The following is a 17,185-nucleotide window of genomic DNA, read 5'->3' on the forward strand; positions in this document are numbered from 1 at the left end:
GGCCCTCGTGAGTCAGCCGATCGCCGACGACGACGCCGAGTTCCGCGAGGTACTCGGCGTCGTCGCCGGCCGTCTGCGCGACGTCGAACAGCAGATGGTCGACGACATGTCGGCACGGATGCTCGAGATCGATCACCTCGACGGCGACCCCGTCTTGGTGACGCTGCTGCGGGCCAGCGTCGAGGGCAACATCACGACGATCAACCACGTGCTGTCCAACGACATCCCGATCAGCAATCTGCAGCCGACCACCGCGGCCGTCGAGTATGCGCTGCGGCTCGCGCAGCGCGAAGTGCCCTCGAACTCGTTGATGCGGGCCTACCGCACCGGCGAGTTCGAGTTCAACAAACTCGCGCTGGATGTTCTCTCCGAGATCGATGTGAGCGAGCGGATCGCGGTGCGGGTCGCGAAGTACGTGGCAGTGGTGCTGTTCGAGTACATCGACTGGATCACCCAGTACGTCTTCCACGCGTACGAGACCGAACGCGTGCGCTGGATCGGGGCCGAGGGCGGCGTCCTGTCGTCGGCGGTCAACCAGCTCCTCGTCGACGACGGTTCGTCGTCGATGGAAGTCGAAGCGGAGGCGTTCGAGGCGGAGACCGGATACCGCCTCGATGTCACCCACCAGGCAGTGATCCTGTGGAGCGCCGACTCGTCCGTGGTCCTCACCGAGATCGATCGTGCCGCGAGGACTCTGGCGTCAGCTGTGCGCGCGGTGGCGCCGCCGATCGTCACCGCGACCGATCGCAGCACCGTGTGGATGTGGATTCCGCTCGGGCCGGGCACACCGGCGGTGGACACCGCGACGGTCGAGTCGCGGATGACGCTGCCCGCGCATCTGCGTCTGGCGCTGGGTCTGCCGGGCCCCGGGCTCGTCGGCTTTCGTCGCTCCCACCAGCAGGCGCGGGCGGCCTACGAGGTCGCGACCGCGGTGCCGCGCGAAGAACCGGCGGTGGTCGGGTACGGCGATCGCGGGGTGGCGGTGGTCTCGATGATGGCGCGCGACCTGCCCTCCACCCGCGCGTGGGTGCGGGAGATCCTCGGCCCGCTCGCCGGGGACAACGCCGGAGCCCAGGTGCTGCGCGAGACCATGTCCGAATACCTCAAACACGGCGAGAGCCACGTGCGCACCGCCGAGCGCATGATGCTGCACCGCAACACCGTGAAGTACCGCATCGGCAAAGCCGTCGAAATCCTCCCGGACGGACACGATCGGATGGATCTGGCGCTGGCGCTGACGGTGTGCGAGTACCTGGGCACCGAGGTGCTGGCGACCTGATTGCGCGGCCTGTCGGCCGACGGGCCCGATGACAACGACGACGCCCCGAGCCGTGCGGCTCGGGGCGTCGTCGTGGTGCAGTCGGATATCAGATGACGCCCAGGGCCAGCATGGCGTCGGCCACCTGGACGAAGCCGGCGACGTTGGCGCCGACGATGTAGTTGCCCGGTGCGTCGTACTTGTCGGCGGTGGCCAGGCAGTTGTCGTGCAGGGCACCCATGATCTTGCGCAGGCGCTCCTCGGTGTGCTGGAAGCTCCACGAGTCGCGCGAGGCGTTCTGCTGCATCTCCAGGGCGCTGGTGGCCACGCCGCCGGCGTTGGCGGCCTTGCCCGGAGCGAAGCTCACGCCGGCCGCCTGGAGCACCTTGATGGCGTCCGGGGTGGTCGGCATGTTGGCGCCCTCGGCCACCACGAGGCAGCCGTTGCGGACCAGCGCGGACGCGTCGTCGGCGTCGAGCTCGTTCTGGGTGGCGCACGGCAGCGCGACGTCGGCCGGGACGTGCCACAGGCTGTTGTCGGTGCCCAGGGTGGCACCGTTGCCGCGCAGCTCCACGTACTCGCTCAGGCGACCGCGACGGACCTGCTTGACCTCCTTGAGGAGCTCGAGGTCGATGCCCTTCTCGTCGACCACGTAGCCGGAGGAGTCCGAGCAGGCGATCACGGTGCCGCCGAGCTGGTGGATCTTCTCGATGGCGTAGGTGGCGACGTTGCCCGAACCGGACACGAGGACCTTCTTGCCCGCGAAGTCCTGGCCCTTGGCCTTCATCATGTCCGAGGCGAAGAACACCGTGCCGTAGCCGGTGGCTTCCGGACGCACCTGCGAGCCGCCCCAGGTGAGGCCCTTGCCGGTGAGGACGCCGGACTCGTAGCGGTTGGTGATGCGCTTGTACTGGCCGAACAGGTAGCCGATCTCGCGGCCGCCGACGCCGATGTCACCGGCGGGCACGTCGGTGTACTCGCCGATGTGGCGGTACAGCTCGGTCATGAACGACTGGCAGAACCGCATCACTTCGAGGTCGCTGCGACCCTTGGGGTCGAAGTCGGAGCCGCCCTTACCGCCGCCGATGGGCAGGCCGGTGAGCGCGTTCTTGAAGATCTGCTCGAAGCCGAGGAACTTCACGATGGAGAGGTTCACGGAGGGGTGGAACCGCAGGCCGCCCTTGTAGGGGCCCAGGGCCGAGTTGAACTCGACGCGGAATCCGCGGTTGATCTGCTCGCGACCCGCATCGTCGGTCCACGGCACGCGGAAGATGATCTGGCGTTCCGGCTCGCACATGCGGGTCAGTACGTCGAGGTACTCGGGATGCCGGTCGATCACCGGGCTCAGAGACTCGAAGACTTCCCGAACCGCCTGGTGGAATTCCGGCTCACCCGGGTTCCGTCGGATCACAACGTCGAAAACGTCCTCGAGGGGACCACCCAATTCGCTCACGATTACAACTCCTTCGCTGCAGAGACGCAGCTGTCGTCACCCGGCGCAGGCCGGGCATTTCCGCTAGAACTCTATCGGCGCGGACGCCACCGGCGACAATCGGACCCCGGTCTGGGCGCGGATCGGGTGGTCGCGAGGATCAGTGATGGACCAGTTCGGGGAAGCGTTCGGCCGCGGTCGGCCGTTCCCCACGGCCCAACTGCACCGACAGCACCGCGGCGATCACGCCTACCGCGGCGAGAGCGATCGCCGGGGCCCAGAAGTCGCGCGGAGATGCGCCGTCGACCGGATCGATCGCGGAGACGATGCCCAGGAGTACGGCGCCGAGGAGGGTGACGGCCGCGAGGATGCCCAGACTCAGGCTCCAGCGGTGGGCGTTGCGGTAGACCTCGTCGTTGATGAATCCGACCGGTCGCTCGCCGACGTACTCCATCCGCCAGACGTGCAGCGGACCGACGGCGCCGACGTGGTCCCAACCGCGATCCTCACGGAAGGTGTAGTAGTCGGCGGGCGCCGGATTCGCACGACGATCCACCACGTACCGGACCTGCGCCGGCTCGCCGTCGTTGAAGCGAAGCCGCAGCGGGCTCCAGACGTCGACGTCGTGCAGGTGCCGACCGCGAGCGGCCTGGTTCTCCAGGTAGCGCTCGAGCGAGCCCGGAGCGAGATGGCGTACGGACGCCAGCCATGCCGTAGTAGTCATCGGAGACCTCCAAATCCACAGCGGGATAACGTGTTTCAGTTTCCACTGTCGGCTCGCTCGGTCGCCGTTGGCAAGCGAGATGAGACGAAAGGTAAGCAACGTCTCTCCCGGCCGCGGGTGTGGTGCGGCACCGCCCGCCCGGTCAGGACGACGGCACCGCGCCCGAGGTCGGGGCCGTTTCGCTGGTCGACGTCGACGGCTCGCTGGTCTCCGTGGTGGGGCTTTCGGTGGTCGGGGTTTCGGTCGTCGGGGTTTCGGTGGTCGGGGTTTCGGGGGTCGACGGCGCGGCAAGGGTCTGCCACTGGGCGCGCAGCACCTCGATGGACTGGGTGCGGCCGACCGGCGTGAGCTTCCAGACACGGTTGCCGTCGGCGGCCACCGCGGCGTTCACCTGGGCCGACAACAGGTCGTCCGGACTGAACATGAGCGCGCAGTCACTGTTGGTGGGTGTCACCGCGGTGCCCTCGAACTGAGCGGGCAGCTCGCACGTCACCTCGCGGCCGTCGACCTCCCGGTAGGTGAGCGAACCGATGGCGTCGCCGCTGCCGTCGAAGACGGTGGCCGCCGGGGCGTACGGGTCGCCGGGCCGGGGTGTCGGCGGCGTCGGTCATCGGGCGTCAGTAGGTGCGGTGTCGGGTGCGCCGGAAGTCGGGGTGTTCGGATCGACCGGAGTGTTTTCGGGGTTGTTGCCGTTGCTCTCGGCGCGTTCGGTGACAGCCGGGGCCGCCGCAGTGTCGCCGGCACCGGCGAGGCCCTGCTCCTGCGCCGCCTCGTCGGATTCGAAGGAGGGGGCCGCATTGTTCTGCAGTGCCTGGGAGCGGAAGTCCGGGAGGCCGGGCGGCGGAGTGTCCGGCAGCACGATGGTGTCGCCGACCACCTGATCGACCAGCTGGTTCACGTTCAGATCGGTCAGCGTGAGGGTCGGCGCGACGACGGTGGTCTGCTCCGGAGTCGCCTCGACGGTGGTGTTGTTGGTGACGTACGTGTTGTTGTAGGTCACGCGGTGGATGTTGTTGACGGTGTAGTCGGGCCACGGATCGCCCGTGACGCGGTACCCGCCGATCGGTGCGGCGGCCGGCGGACGCAGGGGATTGCCGCACGCGCAGACCACGCGCGGTACGCCGGCGGCGTCGACGAAGACCGCCGTGCCGGCCTGCAGCACCGCCTGGAACGGCGACGCGCCGCCGCCGCGGTAGGCGTGATTGGTGACCCAGGTGTCGGCGGTCAGCACGACGGGGCTGAGGGAGTTCAGGTACCAGGGGATGTCGACGGTCCGAATACCCTGGACCGACGCCCAGGCGCGGGCGGCCGCGGGATCGGCGGCCAGCTGATTGCCGAGTGAGGCGGTGTCGCAGGCCGCGGTGCCGGTGGTGCCGTAGAAGCCGGGGGTGGTGCCGTTCACGAGGCGGACACCGTTGCCCGGGGCGGATTGGACCGCGGGGCGTACGGGTTGGGCCCGATTGACCAGCGTCACCGGTTGGGTGAACGGATCGGGTCCGGCGTCGTTCGCGGCACGCAGCGTGAGCCCGGGAATCAGGGATTTGCCGGTCTTGGCGAAGAACACCTGATTGGCGGCGACCGCCAGGATCATCGCCAAGACCACCACCGTCGCCGCGAGGATGATGGTGAGTCGGCGGGAACTGCGTCGTCGCTCGATAGCCAGCGCCGCGGTGGTCGGATCCATCGGGCCGTGGCCGGGCTGTGGGATACCAGGTGGGATCGGCGGGTACGTCATGGCTGGACTCCTTGTGAGCGACGGAAGAACCGGGCTGGCCTCATCTACACATCGTGTGATGCGCGTGCTGGGTTAGCGCTTCGGCGGTATTTCCCTCATTGGAGGGACACGCGACGTCGACGAATCCGGCCACGTCGGTGCTGCACATTCGCGCGACCGCGGGTCACAATGGCTGTGGCCGAAGGGCTCGCAGCATTCCGACTCGCACGCTGAAAGGGCAGACATGAGCAGTGGACCGAAGAAGATGATCAAGCGCCTCGAGGAGCAGATCCGTCGCCTCACCGAAGAAGTCATGGCACTGCGCGATGCCCTTCCGGTGGTGGGCGGCAATCGCAATTCCGAGCCGGCCGCGGCAGCCCCCGCGGTGACTCCGAAGACGTCGGAGGCGGCCGCCGAGCCCGCCGTCGAGTCGGCTCCGAAGCCGACCGCAAAGCCCGCAGTCCAGAAGGAAGCCCCGAAGAAGGAAGCTCCCAAGAAGGAGGAAGCGGCGGCCATCAGCGCGGCACCGAAGAAGCCGGCGCTGGACAAGCCGGTCGCCAAGAAGCAGGTCACCGCGGCCAAGGCCCAGGCGGCACCGAAGACCCCCGCAGCCAAGACCCCCGCGGCCAAGACCCCCGCCGCCAAGCCCGCCGGTGCGAAGGCCAAGACCGTGGCGGAACTGCGTGCAGAGGCCAAGGCCAAGGGCATCAAGGGCTACTCGAGCATGAAGAAGGCCGAGCTGCTCGCTGCCCTCGGCTGATAACTACCAGCTGGGGAACTACGCGCGCGGGTCGTCGGCCGGAACGATCTGCGCGCCCAGGGGCAGCAGCGAGACCGGCACCATCTTGAAGCTGGCGATGCCCAGCGGAATGCCGATGATCGTGATGCACAACGCGATCCCGGTGGCGATATGGCCGAGGGCGAGCCAGATGCCGGCGAAGATCAGCCAGATCACGTTGCCGATCGTCGACGGCGCACCGGAACTCGGATCACGCACCACGGTCCGTCCGAAAGGCCAGAGCGCGTAGTTCGCGATCCGGAAGGACGCGATGCCGAACGGAATGGTCACGATCAGAATGCAGCAGATGATTCCCGCGGCCACGTAACCGATGGCCATCCAGAATCCGCAGAGCACCAACCAGAGAATGTTCAGGATCGTCTTCATCACTTCATTGTGCGCCGCACCCGCGATCAGCGGGTGAAGCCTGCGCGTTAGGGTGAAGCAATGGGCTCACAGGTGGCGCGGGAAGCGCTGTGGTCGACGCTTGCCACCATTGTCTTGGTACTGCGTTTCGTCGCCACCATCGTGACCGTCTTCGTAGGAATTCTGTGGGTGGTGGCCGCGGTGCGGGATTCGCTGCTGAACGGGTGGCTCTGGTGGTTCCTCGGTGCGGCGGCCACCTGGCTGGTCACCACCTACCTCTACAGCGTTCTGCGTGTCCGCTATCCCTCCCGCAGCGAGCGCTGGGAACCCTGACGAGTAACCGGCCGGCACCGGATCCCGACTAGAACTGCACGTTCGGGGCCTGGGTGTGGCCGACGGGGGCCTGGTAGAACTCGCGGGCCTTCACGCCGGACATCGGCGCGAACAGCATCCACGGCAGCGTCTTGACGGCCTGATTCAGGCGGGAGACGGCGTCGTTGTAGTACTGCCGCGCGAAGGACAGCTTGTTCTCGGTCTCGGCGAGCTCGGTCTGCAACGCCCGGAAGTTCGGGGCGGCCTGCAGCTGCGGGTAGTTCTCGGCGACGGCGAAGAGTCGGCCCAGGGCGCCGCCCATCTGCGCTTCGGCGGCGGCCTTCTCTGCGACGCTCGACCCCTGTGCCGCGTGCTGGAGGCTGGCGCGGGCAGCGGTCACCGCTTCGAGGACGCCGGCCTCGTGCGCCGCGTAGCCCTTGACCGTGTTCACCAGGTTCGGGATCAGGTCGGCGCGACGAGTCAGCTGGACGTCGATGCCGCCCATGGCCTCTTCGCAGGTGATGTCGGCCTTGCGCAGCTTGTTGAAGCCGACGACGCCGATCACGCCCGCGAGGACGATGAGGCCGATGACGACGGCGAGCACGATGATCACGATGACCATGGGATTCCTCTTTCGATAGGGGAGGGACTGTCAGTATGCGTGTTGTGCGCGGGTGCCCGCCGAGGCCGACTCACCACGAGCCGCCGCCGCCACCGCCGCCGCCCCCGCCGGAGAAGCCGCCGCCGAAACCGCCGCCGCCACCACCACTGCCCGACGACGACTGGGAGGCGGTGTCAGGCCGACAACGACGACGACAGGCTCGATTCGAAGCTGTCGAAGGCGGATCCGCCCGCCCCGAAGCCGCCGACGCCGTGCCCGGCGTAGAAGCCGCCGCCGAACCACAGGGGCTCGGGCGGCTCCGCGCCGGTGCTGTAGCGGTACTTGTCGGCCCAGGCGTCCGCGCAGTCGAAGGCGATCGCGTACGGGATGTACTGGGTGTAGAGCTCTTTGCGGGCGCTGAAGTCGAGCCGCTCCTGATTGGAGCGCGTCGACAGCAGGCGTTCGAAGCCCGAGGCGCGGGACCACACCTGGCGGCCGAGTCGCGTCCGACGGGTCCCGACCCCGGAGGCCCACAGTCCCGCGCCGCCGATGGCGAACGCCGCCAGCGGCAGGGCCCAGATGGTGGCCGGGACAAAGCGGAAGACGGCCAGGACGAAGGCGATGCACAGGGCGAAGAGCACTGCGACGCGGCCGAGGTTCTCCGAGCCGCTGTGCTTCACGGTGCCGCTGGACGAGCCCCAGATCTTGACCGTGCTGGCCAGCGACTTCTGCGCGCCGTTCAGGGCGCGGCCGGCGGACACCGAGCCGTCGGCGTCGAATGAACTGCCGGCGGTGCCGAGCCCGAGGCTCTGCAGCAGAGCGCGGTCGGCGGCGTCGAGACGGCGGTCGACCTCGGGGGAGACCGTCGACGTCACCGTCCAGTCGCTGCCGTTGCGGTCCAGGCGCACCGCGCCGATCTCGGCGAGGTGGAAGAGCGTGGCCACGAGCGCGCGCTTGGGCATGGTCTCGTTGGCGACGAAGAACGTCTGGGCGGGGCCGAGGACGGCCCCGGAGACCTGCGGGTCCTCCGGCGGCCCGTACATGACCGGCATCAACGGTGCCGACTCCCGGCTGCGGAGGGTCCACCAGAGGCCGAGGCCGAAGGTGACCAGCGACAGCACCAGCGCGATGATCAGGCCGGTCACCGAACGGCCGAAGACCGGATCGAAGCGGATGGACCACGGCAGCACGGTCCGGTCGGGCGCGGCGAAGGGTAGGTCGGCGCGGACCGCGACACCGGTCATCGGCGCGAGCTGCCCGGTGGTGACGACGCGGGTGGTGGCATCGGGTGCGGTGATGGTGCACTCGACGCCGCGGTTGGTGGCGCAGGTGAAGGCGAGCGGTTCGGCGGGCAGCCGGATGGTGCTCTCGGTGCGCAGCATGGTCATCTGCCAGCCGTCGGCCACGACGCGCCAGATCAGGCGGGAGGCGTCGTCGTTGCCCCAGCTCGAGGTGTCGTTGCGGCCCGGCGGGGAGTTGCCCGGGGCCAGCACGTTCTCCACGCGGTACTTGATCACGTAGGTGTGCGAGCCGGGAGTCACGTAGCGGTCCGGGTCGCCGATCTTCGCGACCCGGAACCGGTTGCTCTGTTCCCAGCTCAGGTCGAACGGCACCGCGGTGCCGTCAACGGTGATGGAGATGTCCGTGGGCGGATACCGCACGCCCCGGTTGGCGGCGTCGGCCACGTCCCAGAAGCGGAAGATGCCGTGTCGGCCGTACGGGAATTCCGCGGTGACCGTCTCGACGGCGTCCAGCGAGCCGTCCCGGTGGACGGTGACGTCGGCCTTGTAGTCGGTCACCACCACCGGGTCGGCGCTCACCGAATCCGACGACGACGTGAAGCCGAAGGCGGGCACGAAGATGGCGATGAAGGTGATCACGAGCGCCGCCAACGACAAGAGCACGCGCTTCATAGACTCGCTCCTAGGTGTTCCGCCACCGGTCGGCGAACGGGAGAGTCAGACTACTTGCCGCCGAGCATGCCGCCCAGGATCGACCCGAGCGGATTGTTGCCGCCGCCCTTGCCGCCGAGGACGCTGCCCAGGATGTCGCCCAGACCGCCGCCGAGGCCGCCACTGCTCTGCGTGCCGCCGCCGAGCATCCCGCCGAGGAGATCACCCAGGCCGCCGCCGGAGGCCTGACCGCTGGTCGACGACTTGCCGCCGAACTTCGACATCACGAAGCTGAGCACGATCGGAGCCAGCAGCGGAAGCAGCTTCTGCACCAGACCCTGGTCCACACCGGCGGCGGGCACGGCACCGCTGATCCCCTGGGCGACGGTGTCGGTCTGGTCGCCGAACAGCTTGCCGACGATCTTCTCGCCGTCGGCGGTGTCGACCTGCGCGAGGTCGATCTCGCCCTGGGCGAGGTCGTTGTCGTGCTGGGCCAGCGCGCCCGCGAGGTTCGCGGTGGAGGCCTCGTCGCCGGTTTGGGCGGCCAGGCCCGCGACGAGGCTCGGCAGCGCCTGGGCCGCGGCGGCGCGGATGTCGTCGGTGCTGGCGCCGGTCTGGGCGGCCAGCTGGTCCAGGGGCAGACGGTCGAGCAGTCCGTTGAGATCAGCCATGGCTCGGATTCTGCCACGGCGACACGGCGATTCGGTTGCAACCGAGAGGTTCCGTGGTGGGCGTGCTCCTAGGCAGCGGGCGGCGCGGTGCGGAGAGTGAAATCGCCGGTGGCGCAACGGGTCCCCACACCTGCAGGGCACCGTCGGCCCACGTATCGGGGTGTCTGAGCAGGGTCAGCGGACGTGGCGGTCGAGGAAGTCCTTCGCCTGTCGCACGGCCTTGCGCGACTCCGGCGTGAAGTACGGGAACATCTGGAACACGTGCCCCTGACCGGGCCACTGCTGCAGCTCCGAGGTTCCGCCGGCGGCCAGGATGTTCGCGTGGATGGCGCGGGCGTCGTCGGCCATCACCTCGCGGGCGCCGTACTGGATCAGCGTGTCGGGGATCGTCATGTCCGGGGTCAGCGCCACCCGCATCCGGGTGTGTGCGCCGGAAGCTCCGCCGACGTACATGCGGAGCAGCCGCTGAGCGGCGACGGCGTCGATGTGCGGGTCGCGGACACCGGTGCGTTCCAGTGCGCAGGCCATGTCGAACGACGGGTCGTACAGCGGGGAGATCAGCAGCATGGCGGCCGGCTGCGGAATCCCGTCGCGATGGTTGGCGGCGATGAGGTCCTGCGCGAGATGGCCGCCGGCCGAATCGCCGGCGACGATGATCTGCTCGGGAGCGAAGCCCTGATTCAGCAGCCAGCGGTAGCCGCGGATGGCGTCGTCGCCGCCGGCCGGGAAGCGATGGCGGGGTCCGAGGCGGTAGTCGAGGCTGAACGCGCCGATGCCGGTGCGCCGGGTGAGGCGTGCGACGAGGCCGCGGTGGGTGCGCGGCGAGCAGATGAGGTAGCCGCTGCCGTGCAGGTAGTACAGAATGCTGCGGCCGGAGGCCGGATTCGGGAGCGCGCCGCCGTGACGGTCGGCCTCGTGAACCCACTCGCCGCGCACGTGCCCGTCGTCGTACCGGGTCTTGATCGCGGTGGTGCGGGTGCCGCGCGGCACCGGACTGATGGCGGCGAGCGAGCTGTTCAGGGCCGGCCGCACCGTGGTCAGGGCCACCGGACCCACCAGCGGTACGCGGCTGACCACCCCCATCATCGGGCGCGCTGCGCGCCAGGCGTAGCCGTTGAGAGTGCGGGCGCGCAGCGAGCCGCGCCCGGCCAGACCGTCGGAGACCTCTGTGCTGCTCACCCTTGAGACGCTACGGCGGAAATGCCTCATTGCGGGCAGGTTTCGGCGGGATCACCAGCCGATTTTGCGTCCGGTCGCCGCGGCGTGGCAGACTTGACCTACTGCGCTCGGTTCTTCCGAGCGGGCCAGCAATGAAGCTGATCTCCCCGGCGGTGCGATTCGCGCTGATTCTTCCGGGACTTCTCCAGTACGTATGAGTGCGCAGCGTGGCGTACGGAGTAGGCAGATCCATGATGCACTTGCCGGGGCCCGTCGGGCTCTACGACCCCATCAACGAACACGACGCGTGCGGCGTGGCCTTCGTCGTCGACATGCACGGCCGTCGCAGCCGGGACATCGTCGAGAAGGCGATCACCGCACTGGTCAACCTCGAACATCGCGGTGCCGCGGGCGCGGAGCCGAACACCGGTGACGGCGCCGGCATCATGCTGCAGGTGCCCGACCGGTTCCTGCGCGCCGTGGTCGATTTCGAGCTGCCGCCGGAGGGCGAGTACGCCACCGGTATCGCCTTCCTGCCGCAGGCCGCCGACGATGTGGTCGACGCCGTCGCCGGTGTCGAGAAGATCGTCGACGCCGAGGGCCTGGTGCTCCTCGGCTGGCGCGAGGTCCCGGTGGACGACGCGTCGCTGGGCGCCCTGGCGCGCGACGCCATGCCGACCTTCCGCCAGGTGTTCCTCGGCGGCGCGTCGGGCATGGACCTGGAACGACGGGCCTACGTGGTGCGCAAGCGCATCCAGTACGAGCTGGGCGAGAAGGGCGCCGGACAGGACGGTCCGGGCCGCGACACCGTCTACTTCCCGAGCCTGTCCGGGCAGACCATGGTCTACAAGGGCATGCTGACCACGCCGCAGTTGCGCGACTTCTACCTGGATCTGCAGGACGACCGGGTGGAGAGCGCGCTGGGCCTGGTGCACTCGCGCTTCTCCACCAACACGTTCCCGTCGTGGCCGCTGGCCCATCCGTTCCGTCGGGTGGCGCACAACGGCGAGATCAACACCGTCACCGGCAACGAGAACTGGATGCGGGCGCGCGAAGCGCTGATCGACGCCGACGTCTTCGGCGCCGGTGCCGCCGACAAGATCTTCCCCGTGTGCACGCCGGGCGCGTCGGACACCGCGCGCTTCGACGAGGTGCTGGAACTGCTGCACCTCGGCGGCCGCAGCCTGCCGCACGCCGTCCTGATGATGGTGCCCGAGGCCTGGGAGCGGCACGAGACCATGAAGCCCGAGCACCGGGCGTTCTACGAGTACCACTCGGCGCTGATGGAGGCCTGGGACGGACCGGCGTCGGTCTGCTTCACCGACGGCACCGTGGTCGGCGCCGTGCTCGACCGCAACGGCCTGCGGCCCTCCCGCATCTGGGTCACCCGCGACGGCCTCGTGGTGCTCGGCTCGGAGGTCGGCGTCCTCGACATCGACCCGTCCGAGGTGGTCTCCCGGCAGCGCCTGCAGCCGGGCAAGATGTTCCTGGTCGACACCGCGCAGGGCCGCATCGTCGGCGACGAGGAGCTCAAGGACGGCCTGGCCGGCGAGCACCCGTACCAGCAGTGGCTGGACGAGAACCAGATCCACATGGCCGATCTGCCCGAGCGCCCGAAGGTGTTCATGAACCACGACCGCGTGGCGCACCGGCAGCAGCTGTTCGGCTACACCAATGAGGACCTCCGCATGCTGGTGGCGCCGATGGCGGCCGCCGGCGCCGAAGCCATCGGTTCGATGGGCACCGACACCCCGATCGCGGTGCTGTCGGCGCGACCGCGCATGCTGTTCGACTACTTCCAGCAGCTGTTCGCGCAGGTGACCAACCCGCCGCTGGATGCGATCCGCGAGGAGATCGTCACGTCGATCGGGCAGCGGCTCGGCGGTGAGCGCGACCTGCTCCACCCGGGCCCGGAGTCGGCCCGGCAGATCGTGCTGAGCCAGCCGATCCTGGACAACGAAGAACTGTCCCGACTGGTCGACATCGACGGCACCGCAACGGGTTTCCCGTCGGCGCACATCCACGGCCTGTACCCGGTGGCCGAGGGCGGCGCGGGTCTGCGTCGCGCCCTCGACGATGTGCGGGCGCAGGTGTCGGCGGCCATCGCCGACGGCGCACAGATCATCGTGCTGTCCGACCGCGAGTCCAACGAGAAGCTCGCCCCGATCCCGTCGCTGCTGCTGACCGCGGCGGTGCACCACCACCTGGTGCGCGAGCGCACGCGGACGCGGGCCGGCATCGTCGTCGAAAGCGGGGATGCCCGCGAGGTGCACCACATGGCGCTGCTGATCGCCTTCGGCGCCGTCGCCATCAACCCGTACATGGCCTTCGAGTCGATCGACGACCTGGTCGACACCGGCGTGCTGGCGATCGATTACCCGACCGCCTGCGCCAACTACATCAAGGCTGCGGGCAAGGGCGTGCTCAAGGTGATGAGCAAGATGGGCATCTCCACCGTGCCGTCGTACAACGGGGCCCAGCTGTTCCAGGCCATCGGCCTGAGCCAGGGCCTGGTCGACGAGTTCTTCACCGGCCTGCGCAGCCAGCTCGACGGCATCGGGCTCGACGAGGTGGCCGGCGAGGTGGCCGCGCGCCACGATCTCGCCTTCACCGAGCGGGCCTCCGAGCGGGCGCACCGCGAGCTCGAGGTGGGCGGCGAGTACCAGTGGCGTCGGGAGGGGGAGTACCACCTGTTCAACCCCGACACCGTGTTCAAGCTGCAGCACTCCACCCGCACCGGGCAGTACAGCGTGTTCAAGGAGTACACCAAGATGGTCGACGATCAGTCGACCCGCCTGGGCACGCTGCGCGGCCTGTTCGACTTCAACTTCGGCGACCGGGACCCCATCCCGATCGACAAGGTGGAGCCGGCCAGCGAGATCGTCAAGCGGTTCTCCACCGGTGCGATGAGCTACGGCTCGATCTCCGCCGAAGCCCACGAGACGCTGGCCATCGCGATGAATCGCCTTGGCGCACGGTCGAATTCGGGTGAGGGCGGGGAGGACCCGCGCCGCTTCATCCGGGACGAGAACGGCGACTCGCGGCGCAGTGCCATCAAGCAGGTGGCGTCGGGTCGGTTCGGCGTGACCAGCCACTACCTGACCAACTGCACCGACATCCAGATCAAGATGGCGCAGGGTGCCAAGCCCGGCGAGGGCGGTCAGCTGCCCCCGCACAAGGTGTACCCGTGGGTCGCCGAGGTCCGCGGCAGCACGCCGGGCGTCGGCCTGATCTCGCCGCCGCCGCACCACGACATCTACTCGATCGAGGATCTGGCTCAGCTGATCCACGACCTGAAGAATGCGAATCCGGACGCTCGGATTCACGTGAAACTCGTCTCCGAGCTGGGGGTGGGCACGGTCGCGGCCGGCGTCTCGAAGGCGCACGCCGACGTGGTGCTGATCTCCGGGCACGACGGCGGCACCGGCGCGAGCCCGTTGACCTCGCTCAAGCACGCCGGCGCGCCCTGGGAGATCGGCCTGGCCGAGACCCAGCAGACGCTGCTGCTCAACGGTCTGCGCGACCGGATCGTGGTGCAGGTCGACGGTCAGCTCAAGACCGGTCGCGACGTGATGATCGCGGCGCTGCTCGGTGGTGAGGAGTTCGGTTTCGCCACCGCTCCACTGGTGGTCTCGGGCTGCATCATGATGCGCGTGTGCCACCTCGACACCTGCCCGGTGGGCGTCGCGACGCAGAATCCGCTGCTGCGCGAACGCTTCACCGGCAAGCCGGAGTTCGTCGAGAACTTCATGCTGTACATCGCCGAGGAGGTGCGAGAGCTGTTGGCGCGCTTGGGTTTCCGCACCCTGCAGGAGGCCGTCGGGCAGGTCGAGGCACTCGACACCACCAAGGCCGTCGCGCATTGGAAGGACGCCAAGGCCGGTCGGCTCGACCTGTCGCCGATCCTGGCGCAGCCGGAGTCGCCGTTCATGAACCAGGACCTGTACTGCTCCGGCACGCAGGACCACGGTCTGGACAAGGCGCTCGACAACGAGCTCATCGCCAAGGCCCGGTCGGCCATCGAGTCGGGCACGCGCGTGCACATCGAGACGCCGATCACCAACGTGAACCGGACCGTCGGCACCATGCTCGGGCACGAGGTCACCAAGGCCTACGGTGCGGCGGGACTGCCGGAGGGCACCATCTCGGTGGCGCTCACCGGCTCGGCGGGCAACAGCTTCGGCGCCTTCCTGCCGGCGGGCATCACCATGCGCCTGACCGGTGACGCCAACGACTTCGTCGGCAAGGGCCTGTCCGGCGGCAAGATCGTGGTCGCCCCGTCGGTGGACGCCCCCGCGGGCTTCCTCGCCGAGGAGAACATCATCGCCGGCAACGTGATCGGCTTCGGCGGCACCGCAGGCAAGATCTTCCTGCGAGGTGTGGCGGGCGAACGGTTCTGCGTGCGGAACTCGGGCGTGCAGGCCGTCGTCGAAGGCGTCGGTGACCACGGCTGCGAGTACATGACCGGTGGACGCGTGATCGTTCTCGGCACCACCGGCCGCAACTTCGCGGCCGGCATGTCCGGCGGCGTCGCCTACGTCTACGACCCGAAGGGGGAGTTGGCCGGCAACCTCAACACCGAGTTGGTGGACCGCGAGGTCCCCGACGCCGACGACCTGGCCTACCTGCAGGCCATGCTCACCGAGCACCGAGACGAGACGCGGTCGCCGGTGGCGGCCAAGATCCTCGGCAACTGGGCCGTGGCCCAGACCAAGTTCGCGAAGGTCATGCCCCGCGACTACAAGAGAGTGCTTGTCGCCATCGACGTCGCCGAGCGCACCGGACGAGATGTGAACGAAGCGATCATGGAGGCGGCTCGTGGCTGATCCGAGAGGTTTTCTCAAGTACACCGAACGGGAGACGCCCACCCGGCGTCCCGTCGAACTTCGACTGCGCGACTTCAACGAGGTCTACAACAAGTTCGACCACGGCACCTTGCAGAAGCAGGCGAGCCGGTGCATGGACTGCGGAATCCCGTTCTGCCACAACGGATGTCCGCTCGGGAATCTGATTCCGGAGTGGAACGACCTGGTCTTCCGCGGGCGGTGGGCCGACGGCATCGAACGACTGCACGCCACCAACAACTTCCCGGAGTTCACCGGGCGGCTGTGTCCGGCGCCGTGCGAGGCGTCGTGCGTGTTGGGCATCAACGCCCCGGCGGTGACCATCAAGCAGGTCGAGGTGGAGCTCATCGAAAAGGCCTTCGACGACGACTCGGTGGTCCCGGTGCTGCCGTCCGAGCCGACCGGTCGCAGCGTCGCGGTGATCGGTTCCGGCCCGGCCGGACTGGCCGCCGCCCAGCAGCTGACCCGGGCCGGGCATGCGGTGACCGTCTTCGAGCGCGCCGATCGGATCGGCGGGCTGCTCCGGTACGGCATCCCCGAGTTCAAGATGGAGAAGCGCATCATCGACCGTCGCCTCGAGCAGATGACGGCCGAGGGCACGGTGTTCCGCACCGGCGTCAACGTGGGCGTCGACCTCACCGTGGAGGAGTTGCGCGCGCAGTACGACGCAGTGGTCCTGTCGGTCGGTTCCACCATCGGCCGCGATCTGCCGATCCCCGGGCGCGAGCTCACCGGGATCTACCAGGCCATGGAGTTCCTGCCGCAGGCCAACCGTGCCGCGGTGGGCGACACGGTGCCCGACCAGGTCACCGCGGAGGGCAAGAAGGTCGTCATCATCGGCGGCGGCGACACCGGCGCCGACTGCCTGGGCACCTCGCTCCGGCAGGGTGCCGAGGTGGTCCACCAGTTCGAGATCATGCCGCGCCCGCCGGCCGAGCGCGCCGACTCGACGCCGTGGCCGCTGTACCCGCTGATGTACCGGGTGTCGTCGGCGCACGAAGAGGGCGGCGAACGCGTCTTCAGCGTCAACACCGAACAGTTCCTCGGCGAGAACGGTCAGGTCACCGGCCTGCGTGCGCACGAGGTGCAGATGGTGGGCGGCCGCTTCGAGAAAGTCGAGGGCACCGACTTCGACCTGGAGTGCGACCTGGTTCTGCTCGCGATGGGCTTCGTCGGCCCGGAGCGCGGCGACCTGCTCGACAAGTTGGGCGTCACCTATGACCCGCGCGGCAATGTCGCGCGCGGCGAGGACTTCGGGGCCAACGGCGTCCCCGGAGTCTTCGTTGCCGGGGACGCCGGCCGCGGGCAGTCGCTCATCGTGTGGGCGATCGCCGAGGGCCGCGCCGCGGCCGCAGGCGTAGACAAGTACCTGATGAGCAGCACGGAGCTCCCCGCTCCGATCGTCCCGACCCAGGTGGCGCAGCGCTGACCCGCA

The 17,185-nt window shown here is 68.9% G+C and carries 14 protein-coding genes; 5 read left to right on the plus strand and 9 right to left on the minus strand.

Annotated features, from left to right (window positions below):
- Positions 1-7 precede the first annotated feature (7 nt).
- Positions 8-1,279, plus strand: coding sequence for a PucR family transcriptional regulator (locus MUG78_RS06220; RefSeq protein WP_246993245.1), 1,272 nt, complete (start codon positions 8-10; stop codon positions 1,277-1,279).
- Positions 1,280-1,367: 88 nt separating this feature from the next.
- Here the strand turns inward: MUG78_RS06220 and gdhA are convergent, their stop codons facing one another.
- The 4 genes from gdhA to MUG78_RS06240 form a co-directional block, all read right to left on the minus strand.
- Positions 1,368-2,711 (minus strand): NADP-specific glutamate dehydrogenase, encoded by a 1,344-nt coding sequence (gdhA, locus tag MUG78_RS06225; RefSeq protein WP_246993246.1) that lies wholly within the window; start codon positions 2,709-2,711, stop codon positions 1,368-1,370.
- Positions 2,712-2,850: 139 nt separating this feature from the next.
- Positions 2,851-3,414, minus strand: a complete 564-nt coding sequence (locus tag MUG78_RS06230) for a DUF2812 domain-containing protein (RefSeq protein WP_246993248.1) — start codon at positions 3,412-3,414, stop codon at positions 2,851-2,853.
- Between the two features lie 142 nt (positions 3,415-3,556).
- Entirely contained in the window at positions 3,557-3,907 is a 351-nt protein-coding gene (locus MUG78_RS06235; protein ID WP_246993250.1) for a hypothetical protein, read from the minus strand.
- 114 nt (positions 3,908-4,021) lie between these two features.
- On the minus strand, positions 4,022-5,149 hold the full coding sequence (locus tag MUG78_RS06240; RefSeq protein ID WP_246993252.1) for a DUF6777 domain-containing protein: 1,128 nt from the start codon (positions 5,147-5,149) through the stop codon (positions 4,022-4,024).
- Between the two features lie 223 nt (positions 5,150-5,372).
- Here MUG78_RS06240 and MUG78_RS06245 point away from each other — a divergent pair, with 223 nt between their 5' ends.
- Entirely contained in the window at positions 5,373-5,888 is a 516-nt protein-coding gene (locus tag MUG78_RS06245) for a Rho termination factor N-terminal domain-containing protein (protein WP_246993254.1), read from the plus strand.
- Positions 5,889-5,906: 18 nt separating this feature from the next.
- Here the strand turns inward: MUG78_RS06245 and MUG78_RS06250 are convergent, their stop codons facing one another.
- The gene (locus MUG78_RS06250; protein ID WP_246993256.1) at positions 5,907-6,293 is read right to left on the minus strand and encodes a YccF domain-containing protein; all 387 of its coding nucleotides are present in this window, start codon (positions 6,291-6,293) and stop codon (positions 5,907-5,909) included.
- 60 nt (positions 6,294-6,353) lie between these two features.
- On the opposite strand from MUG78_RS06250, the gene MUG78_RS06255 reads away from it, so the two are divergent.
- A complete protein-coding gene (locus MUG78_RS06255; RefSeq protein WP_246993258.1) occupies positions 6,354-6,605 on the plus strand; it encodes a hypothetical protein in 252 nt (83 codons plus the stop codon).
- Positions 6,606-6,633: 28 nt separating this feature from the next.
- On the opposite strand, the gene MUG78_RS06260 is transcribed toward MUG78_RS06255, so the two are convergent.
- The 4 genes from MUG78_RS06260 to MUG78_RS06275 form a co-directional block, all read right to left on the minus strand.
- Positions 6,634-7,206: a LemA family protein gene (locus MUG78_RS06260; RefSeq protein WP_246993260.1), complete on the minus strand. Its 573-nt coding sequence runs from the start codon at positions 7,204-7,206 to the stop codon at positions 6,634-6,636.
- A 173-nt stretch (positions 7,207-7,379) separates the two neighbouring features.
- Positions 7,380-9,098 (minus strand): DUF2207 domain-containing protein, encoded by a 1,719-nt coding sequence (locus MUG78_RS06265; protein ID WP_246993262.1) that lies wholly within the window; start codon positions 9,096-9,098, stop codon positions 7,380-7,382.
- Positions 9,099-9,148: 50 nt separating this feature from the next.
- Positions 9,149-9,748, minus strand: coding sequence for a DUF937 domain-containing protein (locus MUG78_RS06270; protein WP_246993264.1), 600 nt, complete (start codon positions 9,746-9,748; stop codon positions 9,149-9,151).
- A 174-nt stretch (positions 9,749-9,922) separates the two neighbouring features.
- Positions 9,923-10,927 (minus strand): alpha/beta hydrolase, encoded by a 1,005-nt coding sequence (locus MUG78_RS06275; protein WP_246993266.1) that lies wholly within the window; start codon positions 10,925-10,927, stop codon positions 9,923-9,925.
- A 230-nt stretch (positions 10,928-11,157) separates the two neighbouring features.
- Here MUG78_RS06275 and gltB point away from each other — a divergent pair, with 230 nt between their 5' ends.
- Complete coding sequence (gltB, locus tag MUG78_RS06280; RefSeq protein WP_246993268.1) at positions 11,158-15,732, plus strand: glutamate synthase large subunit; 4,575 nt, start codon at positions 11,158-11,160, stop codon at positions 15,730-15,732.
- The gene (locus tag MUG78_RS06285; protein ID WP_246993270.1) at positions 15,725-17,179 is read left to right on the plus strand and encodes a glutamate synthase subunit beta; all 1,455 of its coding nucleotides are present in this window, start codon (positions 15,725-15,727) and stop codon (positions 17,177-17,179) included. The genes gltB and MUG78_RS06285 overlap by 8 nt, the downstream gene beginning before the upstream one ends.
- Positions 17,180-17,185: the final 6 nt, after the last annotated feature.

Source organism: Gordonia alkaliphila (assembly GCF_023017165.1).
In the GTDB taxonomy this organism is placed as follows: Bacteria; Actinomycetota; Actinomycetes; order Mycobacteriales; family Mycobacteriaceae; genus Gordonia; species Gordonia alkaliphila.